Here is a 23,901-nt window from a genome sequence, read left to right as displayed (position 1 = left end):
CGGGGATGGGGAGTTTGCCTGCGATGGAGCGTGCTGAGGATGCCGTCGCCACTATGGGCCGGGTCGCTGGAACCACAGCGACGGCGACATCCCCGGCCGCGATCATCCAACCCGGAGGGCTGCGTGACGAGATTGCGGCTGCGCACAGCTACCGCATCAAGGCGAAGTCCGCAAACACGCTGCGCGCCTATGCCAGTGACTGGAAGCAGTTCGAGGCGCGGTGCTCAGAGCGCCGCCTCGTGTCGCTCCCGGCGCGGCCCGAGGCGGTCGCCACCTGGCTTGCAGCGCTCGCCATGGCTGGCAAGGCGGACAGCACGATCACCCGCCACGCCGCCGCAATCGCCTGGTATCACCGGAGGGCAGGGGAGGTCGCATCGCAGCACCGCGATCCGCGCGGGGTGATTGCCGACACGCTCGCCGGGATCCGCCGAGAGCAGCGCGCGCGGCCGAGCCGGAAGAAGGCCGCGATCACAGCCGAGGATCTCGGGCGGATGATTGCGGCCGCAGAAGGGCAGGGAACCCGCGCGGTCCGCGACCGCGCCGTGCTGGCGCTCGGGCTCGCGGCCGCGCTGCGCCGCTCCGAGCTGGTCGAACTGCAGCTGACCGACCTTGAGCTGGTCAAGGAAGGGCTCAAGCTGACGATTCGCCACTCCAAGACCGACCAGGAGGGGGCAGGGCAGGTGATCGCGGTCCCGGGCGGCAAGCTGCTCAAACCCGTCGCGCGGCTCAAGGCCTGGCTAGACCTCAGGGGAGGGGAAGCGGGCCCCTTGTTCCTGCAGATCGATCCGCAAGGGCGGCTAACCCGCCAGGCGATGTCCGATCGCTCGGTTGCCCGACTGATCCAGCGCTATGCCAAGAAGATCGGGCTCGATCCCGAGACGGTCGGAGGGCATTCGCTGCGCGCCGGGTTTCTGACCGAGGCCGCGCGTAACAAGGCCTCGCTTGCCAAGATGCAGGAGGTATCGCGCCAGAAGAAGGTTGAGGTCTTGCTCGGTTACGTGCGTTCGGCCGCGCTGTTCGAAGAGCCTGCGGGTGAGGGGTCTTTGTGAAATGTGCACTTCACTAAGATGCTTGTGCTACAAGATGGGGGTGAACTGTCGCTGTTGCAGCCTGGGCTAAAGACTGGGATGGCGCTCGCCCAACTTCGTCCGGTGCCGACCCCTTTTTGCCTTCATGCCGACGGTGCCGCCCAAAGTGGCAAGTACTATTAGGAGGACTGCCAAGCATTGTCGGGGCGTCAGCGTCTCTCCGACTGACACCCAGGCGATTACTGAGGCGGTAGCCGGGCTTGCGCTCGAGATCGCACCGAACACCCGACTTGGAAGCAAATTCAAGGCATGCATCTCAAGAAAATATGGCAGCGCACTGGAGAGGGCGGCCACGCACAAACCCAGTCCGAAATAGCGAGGTGACATCTCCGCTATCGGTTGATGGATCAGTGCGACCGGAACGGTCACGATGCAGGCGGTGAACATCCCGGTCACCAGGGCGGACGCAGCACCGGCTTGGGCTGCCCGCTTCCCGATCAGTATGTAAAAAGCCCAGCACATCGCTGCAGCGCTTGCAAAAAATACGCCTATCGGATCTAGTGGAACGAGTGCAGAATGGATCGGCAAGAGCAGCGCCAAACCACTTGCCGCCAACATGAACCACATGAGATGCAAGCCAGTGCGCGAGGTCATCAATACGACCGATAGAGGACCGCATATCTCGATGCTGATAGCTATGCCAATGGGAAGGCGCTGGAATGCCTTATAAATTAGGACGTTCATCAAACCGAGCACTAACCCATAGAGAATTGCCCAAGGCGTGGGTCGGAGCGGCCAGGGCCGCGCGATAGCAAGTAAGATAATTGCAGAAAATGTCGTGCGCATCGCCGCGACCATTTCCGGGCCTACGTCGCTGAACATCGACTTACCCAGGCTAGCACCTATGTTGATCGAGATTTGCGCAAGGATAACCGATGCAATAGCTAACTCCGCGCTGGTATGAGACGATATGGTGCGTTTGTTCATGTCTCGGTTGCTCAACTGCAAATCCCACATGGCGGAGCAAAGGGCGTCAGTTGTCGCCTTTGATTTTGGCTCTCGTTGGCCGGCGTTGCACTGCGCGATCCTATTGAACGAGCACCACCAAAAAATTTCACCGATGCAGGCATGACGGCGATAGCTTCTTCCAGAATTCAGCAAAGATGCAAGGCGTGCATAAGCAACTGGATGGTAGAGAAGTTTGGTTGCGAGACAACTCTCGATTGCCTAAGCGAGGGTCCATGCGCAAAATCGGCATGCTTCTCGTCTTAGTTGTTTGCGGTTGTTCGCCGCGACCGAGCGTCGTGGAGAATGCCCTCCATGATGATATCACGGTTGAATTCAGGCGGAATGGGAGGCTCCTGCAATCAAATTTTCTTATTCCCGGTGAGAGGGCCTATGTACCGCTTGCTCGTGGCAGAAGTGATTCAATTGCGGTTAGTAAATCGAGTGTTCGACGAACGCTAAACACGGCACAGATCGATTATTTGCTATCTTCTTGTGATAGTTCATTTTCGCCTAGGTTTGCTGTGGCTGGTGCCTGCTTCCTCCAGATACGAGAGAATGGTCTGATTACAGCCACCACAAAGGATCCTAGGCGGCGTGGACAAATTCAGGGAAGCGTTTCTACACTCACCAACTTGAGGTCGCCGTCGAAGGGCTCGAGGTATGCGCAGATGTTGTCCGAGAACTCGTCCATCAGATTAAGCCCTTCGGGATCGTAGTCGTTCTCGGCGATCAGCCTCAGCTTACCGTCCACAAAGGTGCAACTGACGTTGTGTTCGTGCGGATAGTGAAGCCGAAACGCTTCGGTGATGTCACGCGCTGCCTCGTCCCCGGCTTCGGCGGGAACATCATGGCATTCCAGAGTGATGCGATACATGTGCCAATGCCCCCTATTTCGCGAACTTATCGGGAAGCCGACCAGAAAGGGAAGTCGCAATGATTGACGAGACGGCCAAGGGTTGATTCAAGGCTGCTTTTTGGAGGCAGGCTTGAGCAGGGGCGATCTCACCGAGGCAGAATGGCGCGTTCTGAAGGGCTTGCTGCCAATCGAGCCCGAGAACCGTGGTCGCGGCAGGCCGCCGGAGCAGAATCGTTCGATCATCAATGGCATTCTCTGGCGGCTCCGATGCGGCGCTCCGTGGCGCGACGTTCCACCCAAATATGGCAGTTGGAACACCATCTATCGCCGGTTCCGGCGGTGGAGCGAGGCCGGGGTCTGGGAGGCCGTCGCCGTGACGCTGGCCGAGATCATGGCGGACAGCGGCCACTACAGCATCGACAGCACGACCGTTCGCGCCCATGTATCGGCAGCGGGCGGAAAAGGGGGACTCATCGACGCGCTCTTGGCCGCTCGCGGGGCGGGTTCACCAGTAAACTTCACTGCCTGGCTGATGCCCTTGGACGGCCAGTCGCCTTCCACCTGACGGGCGGCGAGGCAGCAGATTGCAAGGCCTATGATGATTTGATCGACCTGCCTGAGCAGGCACCCGATGCCTTCCTTGCGGACAAAGGCTATGACGCCGATGCCATCCGCGCTGATCTCGCCGAACGAAAGATCAAGGCCGTCATCCCTGGCCGCTCAAACCGTCGCGTGAAGATCGAGTATGATCGGGCGCTCTACAAGAAGCGCAACCGTATCGAACGCATGTTCGGCCATCTCAAGGTCAACCGCGCCATCGCCACTCGCTACGACCAGCTTGGCAACAGCTTCCTCGGAATGGTCTATCTCGCCACCGCCAGATATTGGCTCAAATTTGTCCACGCGGCCTAGAATGAGAAACGGTCAATTCATTGGCAATGGATCTTAGAGGGCCCCAAAAGAAAACTCGCGCTTGAGGGAAATGCGCAACCAATTGCGAAATCGGGATAAGAGCGGGTCCTGCCACCGCGAGCGTAGAGACCGGAACGCATAAGCGCCAAATGGCACGTCCTTGAATGGTTCTCCTGAGGATTCTAGTCGGACGAGCCGTCCATCTGCAAGATCTTCGGCGGCAAGTATGGAATTAGCCAGCGCAACGCCTTGCCCTGCACGAGCTGCTGCAAGGCAAAGATGGGCCTGACCATAGCGTGCAATGGGCGCAGGCACGTCGCCCATCTCCTGACGCTGCCCCTTCAACCAAGCCTGCCATTCCCTGTCAGAACGCTCCTGAATCAATGGGAGTTTAGTAATTTCTCCCAAGAATCTGCATTGGTTGAGGAAGTTCGGTGCCGCCACTGGAAACATTGGCGGCCGCGCAATTTCCTCCGATCGCACCTCAATCGACGGGGGCGGCGACCAGTCGTGTTGGTAACGGATATCGCCGTCAGCTTCACCTGATGCAAAGTCCGGTTCGTGGTCCGAGGCGCAAAGGTCGATGACCCTGCGGTTCTGACCCTGTCCGAATTTTGGCAATTGTCGCGCCAGCCATTGCGCCGAAAATCCTGCGGAACTCCAGATTAGAAGTGGGCGTGAACTCCTACCGGTTACCGCATCGCTCGCGGCGACGATCTCTGCCATCGCCGCACTGATCCGACCATGAAATGCAAGACCGGCTTCTGTAAGGATACCCATTTGCCTGTTGAAAAGCTGAACACCCAGTCGCTCTTCCAGAGTGGAAATATGCCGGCTCACGATAGCGTGACTGACCCCCATCGCCTCAGCCGCGCGGCGAATGCCGCCGTGACGACCGACCACGTCGAATGCGCGCAAAGCGGCGAATGGAGGGGGGTGGCGATCAGGCATCTTTGGTAACTTACAGTCACCGCCCTCGCATCGCAAGTTGCCTGTTCACGGATTCAAGTCGTCCATACTCTGCTGGCTCGGAAGAGATTAGAGGGGCCTGCTGAATGTCAAATGCCGATCTGCTTGTGCGCCGGAATGCTGCTGTGCCGCGTGGCGTTGCCAATGCCACTAACGTCTATGCCGCAAAGGCTGAGAACGCTGAAATCTGGGATGTCGATGGCAAGCGATATATCGACTTCGCCGGGGGCATTGCTGTGCTCAACGTCGGTCACCGTCACCCTAAGGTGATGGCTGCGGTGAACAGGCAACTTGAACTCTACACCCACACTGCGTTCCAGGTCATGGCATACGAGCCGTACATCGCGCTCGCGGAAAAACTCAATACATTGGCACCTGTCGAAGGACCTGCGAAGACCATCTTTTTCACGACCGGTGCAGAAGCAACGGAGAATGCGGTTAAGGTTGCACGCGCAGCCACTGGGCGGCCTGGCGTGATCGCGTTCGTCGGCGGCTTTCACGGCCGCACGGCGCTTTCCGGTGCCATGACCGGTAAGGTCAACCCTTACAAGATTGGCCTCGGGCCATTTCCCGCCGATGTCTATCACGTTCCGCTTGCTTCTCCGTCTAATGGCATAAGCGTCGCTGAATCGCTGCGCGCACTCGAGTTCCTGTTTGCCGCTGATGTCGAACCCGAGCGTATAGCCGCGTTCATCGTCGAGCCTGTTCAGGGTGAAGGCGGTTTTCACACTGTCGATCCCGAATTGTTGCTGGCACTGGCCCAGCTGCGTGAACGCTACGGCATCCTCTTGATTGCGGACGAAGTGCAGACTGGCTTTGCCCGCACGGGGCGGATGTTCGGGATCGAACACCAGGCAGTGAAGCCGGACCTTGTCACGGTGGCAAAGTCGCTGGCTGGTGGCTTCCCGCTGTCAGGCGTGATTGGCCGTGCCGACCTTATGGACACGATTGCGCCAGGCGGCCTTGGCGGAACCTATGCTGGCTCTCCGGTGGCTTGCGCGGCGGCGCTTGCGGTGCTTGAGGTGATCGAAGAAGAGGGCCTGCTGGCCCGCGCCAATGCAATGGGTGAAAAAGTTCGTGCGGCGATTTCCGCTGCCGCCGCGCGCAATGACACGGTCGGCGTGGCCAACTTACGCGGGCCGGGCGCCATGATCGGTTTCGACGTGGTGGATGACACGGGCAATCCCGACGCGCAGGAGGCGAAGAAAGTGACAGCGCGCGCGCTGGAAAAGGGGCTGGTCGTCCTCACTTGCGGCACCCACGGTGCCGGGATTCGCATCCTGGTACCGCTGACCGCGAGCGACCAGCTCCTCGATGAAGGATTGTCAGTCCTGACCCAGGCGCTGGTACGGGTGGTAGGCTGAAGATCATGGCTCTTGATGCGCAGACCTTCTCGCCGCTTCGTCTTTCCCGTCCGGATTTGCTGCGCGAACAAGCCTTTGTCGCGGGCGCGTGGGTCGACGGCCAAGCGCGCATCGCGGTAAGGAACCCGGCGGACGGATCAATCATCGCCCACGTGCCGAATTTGGGTACGGCGGAAACGGTTCGCGCCGTCGATGCTGCAGTAGCGGCGCAAGCTGTCTGGGCGAAGGAGGCGGGCAAGGTGCGCGGCGCAGCGCTCTCTCGATGGGCGGCGCTGATGCACGCTCATGCCGAGGATCTTGCACGGCTGATGACTGCTGAACAGGGCAAGCCGCTGTACGAGGCACGCGGCGAAGTAGCCTATGCCGCGAGCTTTCTCGAATGGTTTGCAGGCGAGGCGCGTCGCATTAACGGCGAGTTGCTGATGCCTCATGCGGCAGATCGCCGCCTGCTCGTCCGCAAGGAGCCGGTTGGTGTGGTTGCCGCCGTTACCCCTTGGAATTTTCCGCAGGCGATGATCACACGCAAGGCAGGCCCCGCGATCGCGGCGGGCTGTGCGATGGTGTTGAAGCCGTCGGAACTTACCCCACTTTCCGCACTCGCATTGGCGTTGCTGGCAGACGAGGCAGGGTTGCCGGCTGGGCTATTCAGCGTGGTGACCGGCGATGCTGTTCCAATCGGGGATGTCCTGACCACCGATAAACGCGTTCGCAAGTTCACCTTCACCGGGTCTACCCGGGTGGGCAAATTGCTGGCTGCGCGGTGCATGGACACGGTGAAACGGGTCAGCCTTGAACTCGGCGGAAATGCCCCCTTCATCGTTTTCGACGATGCCGACATTGATGCGGCGGTAGAAGGAGCCATGGCATCGAAATTCCGAAATGCCGGACAAACGTGCGTCTGCGCCAACCGCCTGCTGGTACAATCCGGGATCTACGATTCCTTTGCCGCGAAGCTGGCAGAGAGAGTCAGGGGCTTGGTCGTGGGCCCAGGGCTGGATGGGCCGACAGAACAAGGGCCGCTGATCGATGAACGCGCGGTGGCGAAGGCTCTAAGCCATGTTGCGGATGCCACCACCCGTGGAGGGCGGGTGCTGGCGGGCGGTGCGCCAGTCGGTGAGGTAGGCACGTTTTTCGCCCCGACGGTGATTGCAGACGTGCCCGCCGATGCCCTGCTTTGCCATGAAGAAACCTTTGCGCCGGTAGCGGGGTTGGTTCGGTTCGAGAGCGAAGATGAGGCGATCACGCTTGCCAACGATACGGATGCAGGCCTCGCGGCCTATGTATTTACCCGGGATATCGACCGCTCATGGCGGGTGCCGGAAGCGCTGCAGTACGGCATGGTCGGCCTCAACACCGGCCTGATAAGTACTGAGGTCGCCCCGTTTGGCGGTGTGAAGGAATCCGGCATGGGACGCGAAGGTTCGCACCATGGCATGGACGATTACCTCCAGCTGAAGCTGGTTTGCCAGGCCATCGGCGCAGCCTGACGCAAGGCAAAAGAGACACGATACCTGATCCAGTGACCTATGGGGTGATGGACGGGCCGTACACGCGCAACGACGCAGGAAGGCGGAAATGGCAAATTTGTCCGATCAGGCCGTGTCGCCAAACAGCGCGTCCAGCAACGGGGCGGACCTTTGGTGTGATGCGGTGATGGTTGCTATGCGCAACCATCCCGGTGCGCAGCTCTTCGACGCCGATGCGTGTATTCTTGCTGCTCGCCACGCTGCGGGATTTCCGGCGTCTTTCCGACAAGCCAGCACGCCCGACGATGCAGCCGCAGACATTGTCCATATACTTCGATTGAAGCAGGATTGCGGTGGGAAGAGCGACACGAAGCTCGTCCAGCTTCGCCGCCGCGCGGGCGATCGGCCGGACCGATTGCGCCTGAAACTGTACCAAATTGTGGATACGCTGATCTTGTCGGACGCCGTTTCCATCCTCGAAAACTTCGGCTTCAAGGTGGCAGATTGCTACCCACATGGATTGGACCACGACGGGGAAAATCTTGGTCACATTCACGATTTTCTGCTCGGTTTTGACGCACCGGACAATGCAGCAATTATGGACGGTCTGCTGGAAAACGCGGCAACACTCAATGCATCGCTCGATGCAGTCTTTCGCGGGACGTGCGAAAACGACCCGTTCAACCTCTTGATATCACGCGTCGGGCTCGATGCAGAGGAAACGAACTGGCTTCGAGCGCTTTATCGTTACCTGCGCCAGACCGGAATTGCCTATTCCGTGCCCACCGCAGTTGCTGCATTTGTCGGCGCGCCTCGAGTGACGCTGGGGTTGGTTGCCTTGTTCCGGACGCGGCACGAGCCCGACAGGGACAAGGCCGGGACAGATGAAGCCCACGCGGCCGAGGTGATTACGGCTGGCCTTGCCGCAGTAGAGTCGATCAATCACGATCGCTTGCTACGTGCGATGCGTGACACCATCCTTGCGATCGTGCGCACCAACGCCTTTGCGAGGCGTGGAGGCGAGGCGCTTGCCTTCAAGTTCGACTCAGCATTGGTTCCAGGCTTGGTCAAACCGATCCCCTGGCGCGAGATCTTCGTATATTCGGACCGGGTGGAGGGAATCCATCTTCGCTCAGGGCCGATCGCCCGGGGCGGTTTACGCTGGTCTGATCGAAGGGACGATTTTCGTACCGAAGTGCTTAGCCTAATGAAGGCGCAGCGAGTGAAGAATGCCATTATCGTTCCCACCGGCGCGAAGGGTGGCTTCTACCCCAAGAGGCTGCCCGATCGGGTGGTGGATCGCGAGGGGTGGGCTGCCGAAGGCCATGCGGCCTACCAGGAATTCGTCATGTCATTGCTGTGCGTCACCGACGATATTCGCGGCGGGAAGGCGGTGCATCCGAACAGCATCGTCATCCGTGATGGGGCCGATCCCTACTTGGTCGTCGCGGCGGACAAGGGCACGGCAAGCTTTTCGGATTCAGCAAATGAAATTGCTGCGTCACGAGGGTACTGGCTGGGCGATGCGTTCGCCAGCGGTGGAGCTAACGGATACGATCACAAGGCGATGGGCATCACCGCTCGTGGAGCATGGATATCCGTGCAGCGGCACTTTGCTGAACGCGGCATCAATGTGCAGAGCGATCCGGTCAGCGTATTGGGCGTGGGCGATATGTCGGGCGATGTGTTCGGCAACGGCATGCTGCTTTCTCGATCCATCCGTCTTGTTGCGGCATTCGACCACCGCCATGTCTTTCTTGATCCCCAGCCCGATAACGCGGCGGCATGGGCCGAGCGGAAGAGGCTGTTCGGATTGTCCCATTCCAGCTGGGCGGACTATGATCCTGAGCTCATCTCGCCGGGCGGCGGCGTGTTTTCCCGCGCTCAGAAGACAATCTTGCTTTCGCCCGAGGCCCAGTCGCTGCTTGGCGTTGACCAGAAAGAAATTGAGCCGGACGCGCTGATCCGCGCAATTCTGGCTGCACCCGCCGATCTGCTGTGGTTTGGTGGAATCGGGACATACGTCAAGGGAAGGGACGAACCGAACAGCGCAGTTGGCGATCCGGCGAACGATGGGGTGCGGATTAACGCTGCAGACTTGCGGGTTGGCGTTATCGCTGAAGGTGCCAATCTGGGCTGCACGCAGGCGGGGCGGATTGAAGCGGGGCTGGCGGGTATCGCATGCAACGCCGATTTCATTGATAATTCCGCCGGCGTCGACTGCTCGGACAAGGAGGTCAATATAAAGATTGCCTTGAGCGAAGCGTGCCGAACCGGTCGGCTTGATGAAGCGGCGCGCGTAGCGCTTCTGGCCGCGATGACGGAAGAAGTGGCCGATCTGGTGCTTGACGACAACCGGATGCAGGCATTGGGCATATCGCAGGCACACGCTTTGGGGGCGGACGGCATGGCGTCGTGCCTGTGGTTGGTCGATTTGCTCGAATCGGCCGGGCATCTCGATCCGGTGACTGAGGGTATTCCCGAACCGGAGGCGCTGAAGCGTCGTGCGGCAGAGGGGCAAGGCCTCACACGAAGCGAACTGGCCGTACTTTTTTCCAGTGCCAAGCTGGCAGTCCAGGATGCGCTGGAAAGGTCGCCGCTTCTGGATGATGCCGCGTTGGCGGACGAGCTGGACGCAGCTTTTCCTGCAGCCATGCGGGACGCATTCAGGGCCGAGATCCAAGGGCACAGTCTGCGGCGCGAAATCCTTGCGACCCGTCTCGCCAATCGGCTGATTAACCGTCTCGGGTTCATCCACCCCTTCGAGATCGCGGCCGAGGAAGGTGTCGGTCTAGCCGAAGTAGCAATCGCCTATTTCGGGGCAGAACGGCTTTTTCGGATGAACGAGGTCTGGAAGGAAATCGAAGCGGCCTCGATGCCAGAGGCTGGGCGTATCAAGCTGCTGGCGGCCGCCGCACGCTCTCTCAGACCGCACGTCGCAGACTTGCTGGGCACGGCGCTGACCGGGTCAGGCCCACTAGGCCGTTCGGAAGCGTTGATCAAATATGTACGAGATCTCGAAGGGTTTGAGGGCGGTCATCAATCTTTGCGCAGCGGTGGTGCGACCGCCGAAGTGAAGATTTCGCGTCTGGCGCAGTTGGATGGCGTAATTGGACTTGCGGAGATTGCCTGCGCGGATGGTGGGGATGTGCGTAGACTAGCCGCCGCGTTTTCGGGGCTTGCTGATGTCCTTAGTCTTTCCTGGTTGCAGAAAGCCGCGGCGACACTCGCTCCGCGCGATTATTGGGAGCGCGTAGTGCTCAAGGCTCTCGGCCGGGACATCAAGAGCGCGCTACTGGAGTTTGTAAGGCGTCACGCTGGATCGGCAAGCGGCCACTCGATCGAGAGTCGACTCCACGACCAACATCGTGCGTTTGCGCAGTATTGCGCCTTGGTCGAGCAGGCTCGACAGGACCGCTATTTGAGTGTGGCCGGAATTTGCCACGTGAGTCGCAGTGCTATCAACCTGATCCATTTGGCCAGCGCAGAATAGCGGATCGGCCAACTCTCTTTAGCCAGCCACCCACTAGCCCTGCCGGGATGACCGGCAGGGCTCTTTTTTGGTTGCTACAGGGTGCAACCATCTATCCAAGTTCATGGAGATGAAAAAGCGGTCGCAACCACAGGTGGCGGCGACGTATAACGGCTTATGTTGACGATCTTGGAAGTGCGACTAGATTCGCGAGTGAATCAATGGGATGCGCTCATTCAGTCTGAAAATCGGTCAGTTTCGAGTTGTGTATGCTTCGGACAGGCCGCCTTGCAGATGGGAGGCGTGTGAAATCCAGGGCAAATCATATTTCATGTGAGTGATAAAGACTGGACAAGGTTTCATCATTGTGATGAATTCCGTTGAGGCGAAGGTGATTCGCGCACGCGAACTGCCTGGCCTGGCCGCTAGAATCGAATGAGGGGTTTGTTGCGTTATGTGGCGAGTGGGAGTTGATGTAGGCGGTACCTTCACCGACCTGTTTGCATGGGATGATGAGAGCGGCCAGCAAAGGACCGGGAAAGTGCTGACGACCCGGCCAGACCGTTCAATCGGCGTTATCGATGCAATTGAAGATGCCGGAATCGACATCTCTGAAATCAGTCACCTGATTCATGGTACGACTACTGCCACTAATGCGTTGATTGAGCGCAGCTTCCCGGATGCGGCGTTCATTACGACCGAGGGCTTCCGCGATACGATTGAAATCGGCCGCCAGCACCGTGAACATCTCTATGACCCTTATCAACACAAGCCAGCACCTGTCATTCGCCGCAGGTATCGCTATCCGATCAATGAACGGATCAATCGCGAAGGGGTGGTTGAGCGCCAGCTGGATGAATCACGGGCACGTGAAATAGCTGCCGAACTGAAGGCCAAGAAGATCAATTCGATCGGCATCGGGTTCATCAATTCATATGCCAGTGGCCTGCACGAGGAACGGATGGCGGATATCCTCAGGGAATATTGCCCTGATGCGCACATCATCCTGTCGTCAGAGACGCGTCCCGTTTTCCGCGAACACGGTCGTTTCATGACCACAGCGATCCGCACTGCGCTGATGCCGGTGATGTCGGAATACTTCGACAACCTTGAAGCACGGCTTGCCCAGCACAAGTTTCACGGGACCACGCAAATTCTCAAGAGCAGTGGCGGCATCATGACGATGGCGCTTGCGCGCAAGCATCCGGAAGAGCAGCTCGAGTCTGGCCCTGCCGGCGGCGTTGCCTATGCTGCCTATCTGGCGAAGTCGAGCGGGTTCGACCGCATCCTGCACACCGATGTCGGTGGAACCAGCTTTGACGTGTCGATCGTCGAGGAAGGCAAAGGGCTCGTCACCCGTTCTCACGAACTGCAGTGGGAAGTGCCGATCATCGTTCCGATGCTGGATATTCACAGCGTGGGTGCCGGTGGCGGATCAATCGGCTGGGTTGATCCCGGTGGTGCCCTTCGCGTAGGTCCCAAAAGCGCGGGATCGCTGCCTGGTCCGGCCTGTTACGGAAGGGGCGGCGCCCAGCCCACGATCACCGACGCCAATCTCGTACTCGGGCGTCTTGAACCGACTCTGAGCGGCAAGATGCAACTGGACCTGGGGGCAGCCGAAAAGGCTGTGTCTTCGGTAGCAGAGCAAATCAATCTGCCTTTGCTGGAAACGGCTGAGGGCATGATTCGCATCGGTTGCGAATACATGGCACAGGCCGTTAAGAAGGTTCTGATTTCGCGCGGTCGCGATCCACGTGACTTCATCTATGTCGCCTTTGGCGGCGCTGGCGCGCTGCATGCTTGCTTTGTCGCTAAGTCCATGAACATTCCGAAGGTCCTGCTTCCCCCCAATGCGGGCGTCGCATCTGCCTGCGGTGCGACGGTCATGGATTTCCGTCAGGATATTGAGACGTTCTATTACGCGCCAATTTCGACTGCAGATCTCCACAAGGTGAACGAAATCTACGAGGCGCTAGAGCTCAGGGGAAAGAATCTCCTGCGCGAACAAGGCGTCGAGGATGACAGTCAGATCGAACTGATCCGTACGGCCCAGATGCGTTACGTCGGTCAGTCGTACGAAGTCGAGACGCCTATACCGTCTGATGTGCTGGGAACGGACGATTTGACAACGATCGCCAACGCTTTCCACAAGGTGCATGAATCCGAATTCGGCGTGAGTTCCGACGATTTCGAGCCAGCGTTCGTATCGCTCAGCGTGGCGGCTATCGGCAAGCTCGACGCACTGCCGGAGATTAAGCCGATCCTGCCCGAGGACGCAAAAGCACAGACCGGAATTCGCGACGTATTCATCGATGGCGAATGGGTGACCTGCAAGGTCTATAATGGCGAAGCACTTGCGATCGGGGCCGAGATCGATGGGCCGGCGATCGTCGATTACGAGCACGCCTGCGCGGTCTTGCCGACGTGGTCTTCCGGGCAGGTAAACCATCAAGGCGCGTTGGTCATCACTCTAGATATCTAAGGGGAAACCAAATGAATCTGGCATCCACCGAATCGCAAATCGACCCCATTACTTTCGAGGTGCTTCGCAGCGTATTCGATTATACATGCGATCGAATGGCAACGACGTTACAGCGATCTTCGTTTTCTCCAATTCTGTCTGACATGCTGGACTTTTCAAACGCGATCTATGACCGCGATCTTCAGCTGCTGGCCCAGGCAGCTAATTGCCCTGTCCATCTTGCGGCGATGAAATTCAGCGCAGAAGCTGCGGTGCGCAAGTACCCCGTCGAAACGCTGTCTCCCGGCGACGTGTTGGTCGTCAACGATCCCTACCAGGGTGGCACCCACATCAACGACATTTCGTTCATCATGCCGATCTATTTCGGCAAGGAGTTGATCGGGTTTGCCGTGAGCCGCGGTCACTGGATGGATCTGGGCGGCGGCGCGGCAGGCGGGCAGGCGTTTGGTACGCATATCGCGGCGGAAGGCCTGCGCCTGCCTCCCTTGAAGATCTACAGCGAATACAAGATCAACCAGGATTTGCTCGACATTATCCTGAACAACACGCGCACACCGCACTTTGTTCAGGGCGATCTGCAGGCACACTTTGGCTGCTTGCGCGGCGCCGAGCAGGAACTGCAACGTGCCTGCGCGCGGTACGGCGTGGAAACCACGGTCAAAGCAATGGCCGAGGTGCAGAAATATACGGAGCGCATGGTCCGCGCTGCGATCCGCAAGATCCCCGATGGCGACTACGAAGGGGAAGATTACGCGGATACCGATGGCATCAGCGATCGCAAAGTCAAGATTAAGGTCAAGCTCGAGGTTCGCGGCGACACCATCAAGGTCGACTTTACTGGCAGCGATCCAGCGACCGAAGGGGCGATCAACTCGCCGTATGCAAATACGATGTCGGCTGCGCTGTATTCGCTCCAGTTTTTCCTAGCGAAGGACGCGCCGCAGAACCAGGGAATGTTCAACCCGATTGAGGTGCATATCCCGAAGGGCAGCTGGCTGCACGCTGAATGGCCGGCGCCAACCATTGGCTGTACAACCTTGTCGTCGTCCAAGATTACCAGTGCAATCTGGCAGGCGCTCGCAAAAGCGATCCCTAATGACGTGACCGGATCGACTTATGCCGAATGCAACTGGTTCGTTTCGAGTTGTCTTGATGCGGCTGGTAAGGCCGACGTGTTCTCCGACCTTCCTGCAGGTGGCTGGGGTGGCACGCCCTATCGCGATGGCATGAATGTCACCATGGATCCGTTGGGGAACTGCATGAACATGACCGCTGAGACTGCGGAACTGTTTTTCCCGATCGTGTACGAGGCCTTCGAGATTCGCGACGGGTCTGGTGGCGCCGGGCGCTATCGCGGGGGCCTCGGCTCGACATTTAAGGTGCGGTACCTGCATGGTGGTGAACTGGGTATGGAGACGGCGCGAACGCTTGAAGGTAGCCCGGGCGTAAATGGAGGCGGACGTAGCGTCGTTCAGCGGGCAAGCCACATTCATAATGACGGCCGCGAGGAAGTAATCGGCGGCTACGATCAAGGCGGTGTCTGGCATAACCCGCTGCTCGCTGCTCACAAGTTTGGACCTGGCGAAATGTTCAAGTTCGAAAGCACCGGAGGCGGTGGTTGGGGCAGCCCATTCGACCGCCCGGCGGAGGATGTGCTTGAAGACGTGTTTGATGACTACATCACGCTCGATCAGGCGCGCGATCTCTACGGTGTTGTGGTCGATCCAGCGACGATGACTGTTGAACAGGCGGGCACCCGAGCGCTTCGCAACCAGTAATTGCAAATGGTCGTGCTGATTTGACGACTGCGGGAGCGGCGCTTCCGGAGGCGTGGGACCGCGTCAAATAACTACCAAGGGAAAGGGAAAAACATGAGAAGCAGGATTTCGAAGCGGCTTGTGATCTCAACATTTGTCAGCGGACTGGCACTCGCGATTGCCATGCCGGCTTCTGCCCAAACAACTGGAGGGACAGGACAAGCCGATACGCCTGAGGGTGACCAGCCTTCCGAGGCTTCGTCGGGGGGCCTCATGAGCGAAATCATCGTTACCGCGCAAAAGCGGCGGGAAAGTTCCCAGAAGGTGGGCATCGCGATCACCGCTGTGAGTGGTGAGCAAATCAAGACGATGGGCGTTGCCGACAGCGTCGATATTGCCCGGCTGTCCTCCAATGTTTCGGTGTCCGGAAGCTACGCCGGGCAGATGTCGCAGTTCACAATTCGCGGCATCACACAGAATGACTTTAACGACCACGTTGAGTCGGTGATCGCGGTCTATATTGATGATACATATGTTGCATCGCAGCAGGGGCAGACGTTTGGCCTGTTCGACATTGACCGAGTGGAAGCGCTCAAGGGCCCTCAGGGCACCCTTTTCGGGCGCAATGCTACCGGCGGACTTGTCCACTACATTACGCGTCGGCCGACGGACGACTTCAACGGCTACGCCGATGTTAGCTACGGCTCGTACAACGACGTTCGGCTGGAGGGCGCGCTTGGCGGCAGGATCGCCCAAGGCGTTCGTGGGCGTCTCTCCGGGATGTTCGAGCGTTTCGATGGGTACATCAAGAACCACTATCCTGAGGAAACCTTCGTTCCGATTGCGCTTCAGCCCGCTCTCCACAGTTCCAAGCTGCCCGGCGCCGGCGCTGATCTTGGCGGCATGAAGTCCAACTGGGCCTTGCGCGGCCAGCTGGAATTCGATCTCGGACCGGATACACAGTTGTGGATGGCTGGTTTTGGAAGCCATTCGGTCGCATCCACGGGTCCGTACCAACAAGTGCCAACGGTTGCGGTCCTTGATGCTGCTGGCAACCACGTAAACACATTGCATGCGTCGCCCACCGAAGTCTGCCAGGTAATCCAGGTCGGCGCTTGCGTGCACGGCGGGTTTTCATCCTATCCAGGTGCGCTGCGCCCCCGCCCCGGTGGCGATTGGTTCGGGTACATTGACCCTGACGGTAGTGGGCCGATCACTTCCAGCGACTATACTTTCGACAATGCCAACACGATGACCACGTATGGCGGCAGCGCCAAGCTGACGTCCAGCGTTGGTTCTGTTAATGTCAACTTGATCAGCGACTACAAGGAATTCAAGAAGAACTTCAACCTCGACCTCGAGGCAGGGCCGGAGAACCAATTCGCTTGGCATGGCATCGCCAATACGAAGGCCTTCACGCAGGAATTGCGCGTCGATGGCACGAGCGGCCCTCTGAAGTGGGTCACCGGGCTCTATTACCTTAATATCAAGACGCATGCCGTGCACGGCATCGCTGCCCTGCCGGACAGCGCTTATCCCATCCCATCATGGGATCAGCCCCGCATCGCCAATCTCAAGACTGAATCCTATTCAGCGTTCGGCCAGCTCGATTACCAGCTAACCGATACCGTCAATGTCATCGGCGGGCTGCGCTGGACGCGCGAGAAGAAGCGCTATGACTTCGAAGTTCTGTTCGTTTATCCAAACGATAACGGCGACCCATATGGCTGGGACTATTCCCCAGCGATTGATTTCCCTGGCTTCTCGCAAGGTCTTTACGCGAACTCGCGGAGCGAAACCCTGTGGTCGTGGAAGGGCGGGATCAACTGGCAGCCGAACCGGGATGTGCTGGTGTATGCGAGCGTGACCCAAGGCGCAAAGGCTGGTAGCTACAACGCTGGCGGGCCGCCGCTTGCCGCTTCTGAAATCCCATATAAGCCTGAGCGGCTTATTTCCTACGAAGTCGGTCTCAAGAGCACGCTGTTCGGTGGCAAGGCGCGCTTCAATGCAGCCGGCTACTACTATGACTACCACAACTATCAGGCTGCGCGGTGGCTGGGCTTCTCTAGCTTGATCACCAATGCCGATGCGACCATCTACGGCGGTGAGGCGGAACTCGCTGCGTCGCTAACCCATAACCTTGAAGCTTCGTTCAACATCGGCGCGCAGCACAATACTGTGAAGGACGTGCTCGTTGGAGGAGTTCGTCGCAATGTCGAAACGACGTTCACGCCCAAGCTCACATTGTCCGGCACGATCCGCTACACCGTGCCCACTCTGATCGCGGGCGGTGAGGTCGGAATCCAAGCGAGTGCGAACTACCAGTCGCGGGTGTGGCATAACCTGAACAATTTCGATGCGAACAGCCTGGCACCGTACGGTCTCGTCAATGCGCGCATCGATTGGACTAGCGCCGACAAGAACTGGCTTGTGGCGTTCAGCGTCAAGAACCTCACCAACAACGTCTACGACAATATCGGGTTCGATCTGTCGCAGGTCTGTGGGTGCAATTTGCAGGCGCAAGGCAAACCGCGCTGGTTCAGCGTTTCCGTACGCCGCAGCTTCTGAGGAGCATCATCCGCTGCCTTGCCCGCGCAAACGGGCAAGGCAGCGGCAGGCCGCGCCCTTGCGCATCCTGCCTCGTCCGCTGTTGGAATAGCCCTTCTTCCAGAAGTAGATAACATGGCCATCAGGATACCTAGCAAGGCGAAAGTCGCAATAGTCGGCGGAGGCGTAATCGGATGTAGCATTGCGTATCATCTAACCAAACTTGGTTGGAATGACGTCGTACTTCTGGAACGCAAGCAACTGACCTGCGGTACAACATGGCATGCTGCAGGCCTGCTAACTACCCTGCGTTCGACCGAAAACGCAACGAAGTTGGCAAAATATACGCAGGACCTCTACGCCCGGCTTGAGGATGAAACGGGCTTGTCCACCGGCATCATGAGAGTTGGTTCGCTCCAGATCGCGAGCGACCCTGAACGACTTGAGGAAATGCGTCGCGGTTGCGCGATGGCAGGCATCTTTGGCGTTCAAAGCCATGAGGTAACACCGGAGCAGGTTCGCGAGCTTTGGCCGCTCGCGGACGTGTCGGATATTTTGGCGGGCTTTCACTTCCCGACTGACGGTCGTACAAACCCGACCGATACGACCATGTCCCTTGCCAAGGGGGCGAGGATGGGCGGGGCCACCGTAATCGAAGGCGTCAAGGTCATCGACGTCATAAAGCGTGCCAACAAGGTTGTCGCGGTCGCGACCGATGCCGGCGACATAGAGACGGAAATCGTCGTCAACTGCACGGGCATGTGGGCCCGTGAGTTTGGCAAGCTCGCCGGAGTGAATGTCCCCCTGCAGGCGGCCGAGCACTATTACCTTATCACTGAAAGTCTGGAGGGCATGCACGCAAACCTGCCGATCTTGCGTGATCCAGGCAACGTTGCATATTTTCGCGAAGAGACCGGCAAGCTCATGCTGGGCCTGTTCGAACCGGCGGCCGCAACCTGGGGTGAAAAAGGGATCCCGGAACAATTCTGCTTCGATGAACTGCCACCTGATTGGGAACGGGTCACGCCTTATCTCGAAAAGGCGATGAAACGCATTCCTTCAATGGCGAACGTTGGCGTGCGGATCCTTTTCAATGGTCCAGAAAGCTTCACGCCCGATCACAACTATCTGATGGGCCGCGCGCCGGGGCTGGAGAACTATTACGTCGCGGCCGGCTTTAACTCGCTTGGCATCCTCTCGGGTGGCGGCGCGGGGATGGTTGTGGCGAACTGGATCGTTAATGGACACCCCCCGATGGATGTGTTCGATTCCGATATCCGACGCGTGCATGATTTTCAGGGTAACCCCAAATATCTGCGAGATCGTACGGTTGAATCTCTCGGCATAGGCTACCAGCATCATTGGCCTTTCCGGCAATGGGAAAGTGCTCGCAACGTCAAGAAACTGGTGCTGCATGATCGCGTAGCGGCCGCCGGTGCGTGCTTTGGCGAGTCCGCCGGGTGGGAGAGACCTAACTGGTATGCACCCGCCGGAGTTCCTGCTCTGTACGAGTATACATATAAACGGCAGAACTGGTTCGAATTCAACGCGCAGGAACATCGCTCCGTCCGCGAAAACGTAGGCGTGTTTGAGCAGAGTTCGTTCTCGAAATTCCTTGTGCAGGGCCGAGACGCCGAAAAGGCGCTCAATCTCATTAGCGCCAATAACGTTGCCGTCCCCGTAGGCAAGGCAGTATATACCCAGTTCCTCAACGAACGCGGTGGGATCGAAGCGGACTTGACGATCACTCGGCTCGGTCTTGAGGAATTCCTTGTCGTGACCGCTGCTTTCACGCACGGACACGTCCTTGCGTGGCTGCGGGAACACATTCCTCATGGATTGCGCTGCTGCATCGCCGATGTAACCGGCGCTTACGGTATGCTGAATCTGCAAGGGCCGCGCTCACGTGAGCTTTTGGCACAACTAACCGACAGCGACTTGTCGCTTGAAGCGTTCCCATTCGGAACCATGCAGGACCTCGACGTCGGGTACCAGCGTATCAAAGCGTTGCGCATAACGTACGTTGGCGAACTGGGCTGGGAACTCTATATTCCTACCGAATTCTTGCTTCCGGTTTATGACCAACTGATCGAAGCAGGACGCAGCGTCGATTTACGGCACTGCGGATATCATACGCTCAATTCCTTGCGCATCGAGAAGGCGTATAGAGAATGGGCGCACGATATTGGTGCCGATGACACACCGATCGAAGCAGGCCTTGGTTTCGCGTGCGATTATGACAAGGCTGGTGGCTTCATCGGTCGGGACGCCTTGCTGAAGCAGAAGGCTGAAGGTGTTCCTACGAAACGGCTTGTGCAGTTCCTGCTCAAGGATCCGGAGCCCCTGCTTTATCACGCCGAACCAATCGTGATCGATGGCGCGCCGAACGGATTTACCACCTCTGCGATGTATGGGCACACGCTCGGCGGCGCCGTCGCGATGGGCTATGTTTACAATGACCAAGGCGTGACCCAGGATTGGTTGGATCGCGCAGATATTAGGATCAACGTCGCCGGTCAGCTCGTGCCAGCGACAGCTTCGCTCAAGCCCCTGTATGACGCGGCATCGCGCCGCGTACGGGTCTGATCAACCGCAACATTGGCGGGAGTTGGATAATTGGATCATCGTTATATTCTCACCCTCGACGGCACTGACGTACCGGGCATTGTAAGTCATGTTTCCAGCTTTTTCTTTGAGCGCGGATATAATATTGAGGAATCGGCGCAGTTTCGCGATCCGTTTTCTGATCGCTTTTTTCTGCGCACGGTTTTCTGTGGTCCGGCCGTTTCAGACCCAGTTGCGCTGACAGGTGAATTGCGCGCCATTGTGCCAGCTTCCGATTTGAACTGCGCGATTACGGACGCGGATCGCCCGATGAAAATCATGCTAGCCGTGTCAAAGTGGGGTCACTGCCTTACTCATGTGCTCGCTGCGTGGAAGCGGGGCGCATTAAATTGCGACATCGTCGGGGTGGTTTCCAACCACCAGGATATGGCGGGGCAGGTGGCGTGGTATGGTCTGCCATATCACTATCTGCCGGTAACACCTGAAACGAAGCGCGAGCAAGAAACCCAAATTATCGAGCTGATGGAGGAAAGTGGGGCAAAGTTGCTTGTGCTAGCGCGCTATATGCAAGTCCTGTCGACAGAGATGTGCGAGGAGCTGTCGGGCCGCGCAATCAATATCCATCATTCGTTTCTGCCCGGATTCAAAGGCGCCAAACCCTATGAGCGCGCTTACGAACGGGGGGTGAAATTGATCGGTGCAACCGCTCACTACGTCACTTCCGACCTCGATGAGGGGCCGATTATCGAGCAGGCGGTCGAGCGCGTGACCCACGCCTTGCTTCCCAACCAGCTTATTGAGACGGGTCGGGATATTGAATCGAGCGTGCTGACCCGTGCGGTTCGCTGGCATTGCGAGCACCGCGTTTTGCGCAATGGCGGGAGGACAATTGTATTTCCGTGATCATACCAGACGCACACCACTTTTGCTGATCGTCTGGATTTGTTTGATAGCGCGGATGCAAACGAGAAATTCATACCGTCTTGCTGCGGCTTGAACCCCGGTCTACGGCACTTCGGAGTGCAACAGGGCAGTGCGATGGGATCATCTTTCGACGTGGTGACGTCGGTGCATGATCTCTCGCCAGGCAGGGTTCTGGGACAGATGGCCAAAAAACAGACGATTGAGAAGAGCAAACCGGAAGGCATGAATAAGCGGACGCTGTTTGCGCATAAGCGCAATTCAACCGGAACTGAGGGCGTCTCGCCAATAAATGTGGGCGGCAAGATCAGGGCCAAGCGCAAATCGCTCGGAATGACCATTGAAGACATCTCTCTTAAAACCGGCTTGTCGATCGGACATATCAGCCAGATAGAGCGAGATATCACGTCGCCTACTTTGAATGTCTTGCAGATGATTGCCAGTGTATTGGTGGTTAACATCAGTTATTTCTTTTCAGACCTTCAAGATAGTGTAAATGAGAACCGATACATTACTAGATTGAAGGACAGAAAATTCTTAAATTTTTCGTCTGGATTTAAAGAAACGCAGGTCAACACATCTGCAGTGAGCAACCTGCAGGTCCTCTGCAGTACTTTTGAACCCGGTGCTGCAGTTGATGAAGCGTATAGTCACGAAGGGGAAGAATGCGGTTTGGTGGTGTCTGGGACGTTCGAAATTGAAATCGATGGCGAATCGTTCGTCCTGGCAGAGGGCGATGGCTTCTCGTTCCCGAGTGACAAGCCGCATTCTTACCGTAATCCGGGGGATGCTCCGGCCGTGGTGGTATGGGCGATGACTCCGCCCTCGTACTGAGCATTGATGTATAGGATTGTATTATATCATGAAAACCCTGGTCTGCGTGAAGCGCGTGATCGACTACAATGTAAAGCCGCGGGTCAAGTCTGATGGCTCCGGGGTCGATCTCGCCAATGTCAAGATGAGCATGAACCCCTTCGACGAAATCGCCGTCGAAGAAGCGATCCGCCTCAAGGAAAAGGGCGTGGTCACCGAAATCGTCGCGGTTTCGGTAGGCCCGGCCAAGGCCCAGGAAACGCTGCGCACCGCGCTCGCCATGGGTGCCGATCGCGCCGTGCTGGTCCAGGTCGACGATGGCGTGGAAGTGGAACCGCTCGCGGTCGCCAAGATCGTCAAAGGCGTGGCCGATGAAGAGGCCCCGTGCCTGATCATCACCGGCAAGCAGGCGATCGACGATGACAGCAACCAGGTCGGCCAGATGGTCGCCGCGCTGCTCGGCCGTCCGCAGGGCACCTTCGCCAACGAACTCGCCGTTGAAGGCGACGCCGTGGTGGTGAAGCGCGAAATCGACGGCGGTCTGGAAACGGTCAAGTTGGCGCTGCCGGCGGTGATCACCACCGACCTGCGCCTCAACGAACCGCGCTATGCCTCGCTGCCGAACATCATGAAGGCCAAGAGCAAGCCGCTCGCCACAAAGGCACCGGCTGATTACGGCGTCGATATCGCGCCGCGCCTCAAGACCCTCAAGGTCAGCGAACCGCCGGTGCGCAGCGCCGGGATCAAGGTGGCCGACGTGGATGCCCTCGTCGCCAAGCTCAAGGAAATGGGAGTCGCCTGATGAAGACGCTCGTTTGGGTCGAACACGACAACGCCACCGTCAAGGATGCTACCCTGTCGGTCGTGACCGCCGCCAGCAAGCTGGGTGAAATGCACCTGCTGGTCGCTGGCCACAACTGCGGCGCTGCCGCTGCTGCCGCCGCGCAGATCGCCGGGGTGGGCACGGTCCACGTCGCCGACGATGCCGCCTATGCCAACGCGCTGGCGGAAAACGTCGCGCCGCTGGTGGCCGGGCTGATGGCCAGCCACGACGCGTTCGTCGCGCCTGCCACCACCACCGGCAAGAACGTTGCCCCGCGCGTTGCTGCGCTGCTCGACGTGATGCAGATCTCGGACATCCTCTCGATCGAAGGCCCCAAGACCTTCACCCGTCCGATCTATGCCGGCAACGCCATTGCCACGGTTGAATCGAGCGATGCCAAGCTGGTGATCACCGTGCGCGGCACCGCCTTTGCCAAGGCCGACGCCACCGGCGGTTCGGGCACGATCGAAGCCGTCGCCGCCGGTGCGGATTCGGGCCTGTCGACCTTCGTCGGGTCGGAAATCGCCAAGAGCGAACGTCCGGAACTGACCAGCGCCAAGATCATCGTTTCGGGTGGCCGCGCGCTGAAGGACGCCGATACGTTCAAGGCCACGATCTTCCCGCTTGCCGACAAGCTGAACGCGGGCGTCGGCGCCAGCCGCGCTGCGGTTGACGCGGGCTATGTCCCCAACGATTTCCAGGTCGGCCAGACCGGCAAAATCGTTGCCCCGGAAGTGTACATTGCGGTCGGTATCTCGGGCGCGATCCAGCACCTCGCGGGGATGAAGGATTCGAAGACCATCATCGCCATCAACAGGGACGAAGACGCCCCGATTTTCCAGGTCGCCGACATCGGCCTGGTCGGCGACTTGTTCGACGAGGTGCCGGAACTCATCGGCAAACTGTAACTCGTAAAGT

Annotated in this window: 16 protein-coding genes; 13 read left to right on the top strand and 3 right to left on the bottom strand. The window is 58.6% G+C overall.

From position 1 onward, the window contains the following. Positions 1-23 precede the first annotated feature (23 nt). Positions 24-1,049, top strand: a complete 1,026-nt coding sequence (locus tag EH199_RS01875) for a tyrosine-type recombinase/integrase (protein WP_124807557.1) — start codon at positions 24-26, stop codon at positions 1,047-1,049. Between the two features lie 66 nt (positions 1,050-1,115). Here the strand turns inward: EH199_RS01875 and EH199_RS01870 are convergent, their stop codons facing one another. Together EH199_RS01870 and EH199_RS01865 are read right to left on the bottom strand one after the other, a co-directional pair. Continuing rightward, the gene (locus EH199_RS01870; RefSeq protein ID WP_190287052.1) at positions 1,116-2,015 is read right to left on the bottom strand and encodes a DMT family transporter; all 900 of its coding nucleotides are present in this window, start codon (positions 2,013-2,015) and stop codon (positions 1,116-1,118) included. 625 nt (positions 2,016-2,640) lie between these two features. Then, complete coding sequence (locus EH199_RS01865) at positions 2,641-2,910, bottom strand: hypothetical protein (protein ID WP_124807555.1); 270 nt, start codon at positions 2,908-2,910, stop codon at positions 2,641-2,643. A 112-nt stretch (positions 2,911-3,022) separates the two neighbouring features. Between EH199_RS01865 and EH199_RS01860 the strand changes: the two genes are divergently transcribed. Further along, positions 3,023-3,804, top strand: a protein-coding gene (locus EH199_RS01860; RefSeq protein WP_223806415.1) for an IS5 family transposase whose coding sequence is annotated in 2 segments (ribosomal slippage) — positions 3,023-3,347 and positions 3,347-3,804 — 783 coding nt in all. Because the reading frame shifts where the segments join, the coding sequence is not laid out codon by codon here. A 33-nt stretch (positions 3,805-3,837) separates the two neighbouring features. On the opposite strand, the gene EH199_RS01855 is transcribed toward EH199_RS01860, so the two are convergent. Next, positions 3,838-4,755 carry a LysR family transcriptional regulator gene (locus EH199_RS01855; protein WP_124807554.1) on the bottom strand — a complete coding sequence of 306 codons (918 nt, stop codon included), beginning with the start codon at positions 4,753-4,755 and terminating at the stop codon, positions 3,838-3,840. A gap of 104 nt (positions 4,756-4,859) precedes the next feature. On the opposite strand from EH199_RS01855, the gene gabT reads away from it, so the two are divergent. The 11 genes from gabT (at position 4,860) to EH199_RS01800 (ending at position 23,891) form a co-directional block, all read left to right on the top strand. After that, the gene (gene gabT, locus EH199_RS01850) at positions 4,860-6,137 is read left to right on the top strand and encodes a 4-aminobutyrate--2-oxoglutarate transaminase (RefSeq protein WP_124807553.1); all 1,278 of its coding nucleotides are present in this window, start codon (positions 4,860-4,862) and stop codon (positions 6,135-6,137) included. 5 nt (positions 6,138-6,142) lie between these two features. Continuing rightward, positions 6,143-7,624 (top strand): NAD-dependent succinate-semialdehyde dehydrogenase, encoded by a 1,482-nt coding sequence (locus tag EH199_RS01845; protein WP_124807552.1) that lies wholly within the window; start codon positions 6,143-6,145, stop codon positions 7,622-7,624. 88 nt (positions 7,625-7,712) lie between these two features. Then, positions 7,713-11,096, top strand: coding sequence for an NAD-glutamate dehydrogenase domain-containing protein (locus EH199_RS01840; RefSeq protein WP_124807551.1), 3,384 nt, complete (start codon positions 7,713-7,715; stop codon positions 11,094-11,096). Between the two features lie 433 nt (positions 11,097-11,529). Beyond that, positions 11,530-13,557: a hydantoinase/oxoprolinase family protein gene (locus tag EH199_RS01835; protein ID WP_124807550.1), complete on the top strand. Its 2,028-nt coding sequence runs from the start codon at positions 11,530-11,532 to the stop codon at positions 13,555-13,557. 11 nt (positions 13,558-13,568) lie between these two features. Next, complete coding sequence (locus EH199_RS01830) at positions 13,569-15,335, top strand: hydantoinase B/oxoprolinase family protein (RefSeq protein WP_124807549.1); 1,767 nt, start codon at positions 13,569-13,571, stop codon at positions 15,333-15,335. 252 nt (positions 15,336-15,587) lie between these two features. Beyond that, positions 15,588-17,882 (top strand): TonB-dependent receptor, encoded by a 2,295-nt coding sequence (locus EH199_RS01825; RefSeq protein WP_190287051.1) that lies wholly within the window; start codon positions 15,588-15,590, stop codon positions 17,880-17,882. A 114-nt stretch (positions 17,883-17,996) separates the two neighbouring features. Beyond that, positions 17,997-20,447, top strand: a complete 2,451-nt coding sequence (locus EH199_RS01820; RefSeq protein ID WP_124807547.1) for an FAD-dependent oxidoreductase — start codon at positions 17,997-17,999, stop codon at positions 20,445-20,447. Between the two features lie 30 nt (positions 20,448-20,477). Continuing rightward, on the top strand, positions 20,478-21,329 hold the full coding sequence (purU, locus tag EH199_RS01815) for a formyltetrahydrofolate deformylase (RefSeq protein WP_124807546.1): 852 nt from the start codon (positions 20,478-20,480) through the stop codon (positions 21,327-21,329). 117 nt (positions 21,330-21,446) lie between these two features. Then, positions 21,447-22,181: a cupin domain-containing protein gene (locus EH199_RS01810; RefSeq protein ID WP_124807545.1), complete on the top strand. Its 735-nt coding sequence runs from the start codon at positions 21,447-21,449 to the stop codon at positions 22,179-22,181. 28 nt (positions 22,182-22,209) lie between these two features. Continuing rightward, on the top strand, positions 22,210-22,962 hold the full coding sequence (locus tag EH199_RS01805; protein WP_124807544.1) for an electron transfer flavoprotein subunit beta/FixA family protein: 753 nt from the start codon (positions 22,210-22,212) through the stop codon (positions 22,960-22,962). Further along, a complete protein-coding gene (locus EH199_RS01800; RefSeq protein ID WP_124807543.1) occupies positions 22,962-23,891 on the top strand; it encodes an electron transfer flavoprotein subunit alpha/FixB family protein in 930 nt (309 codons plus the stop codon). Before EH199_RS01805 ends, EH199_RS01800 begins: the two co-directional genes overlap by 1 nt. Positions 23,892-23,901: the final 10 nt, after the last annotated feature.

The organism is Novosphingobium sp. LASN5T, from assembly GCF_003856955.1.
Taxonomy (GTDB): Bacteria; Pseudomonadota; Alphaproteobacteria; order Sphingomonadales; family Sphingomonadaceae; genus Novosphingobium.
Note: the sequence above shows the minus strand (reverse complement) of the source record. Positions and strands in the feature narration are given on the sequence as shown.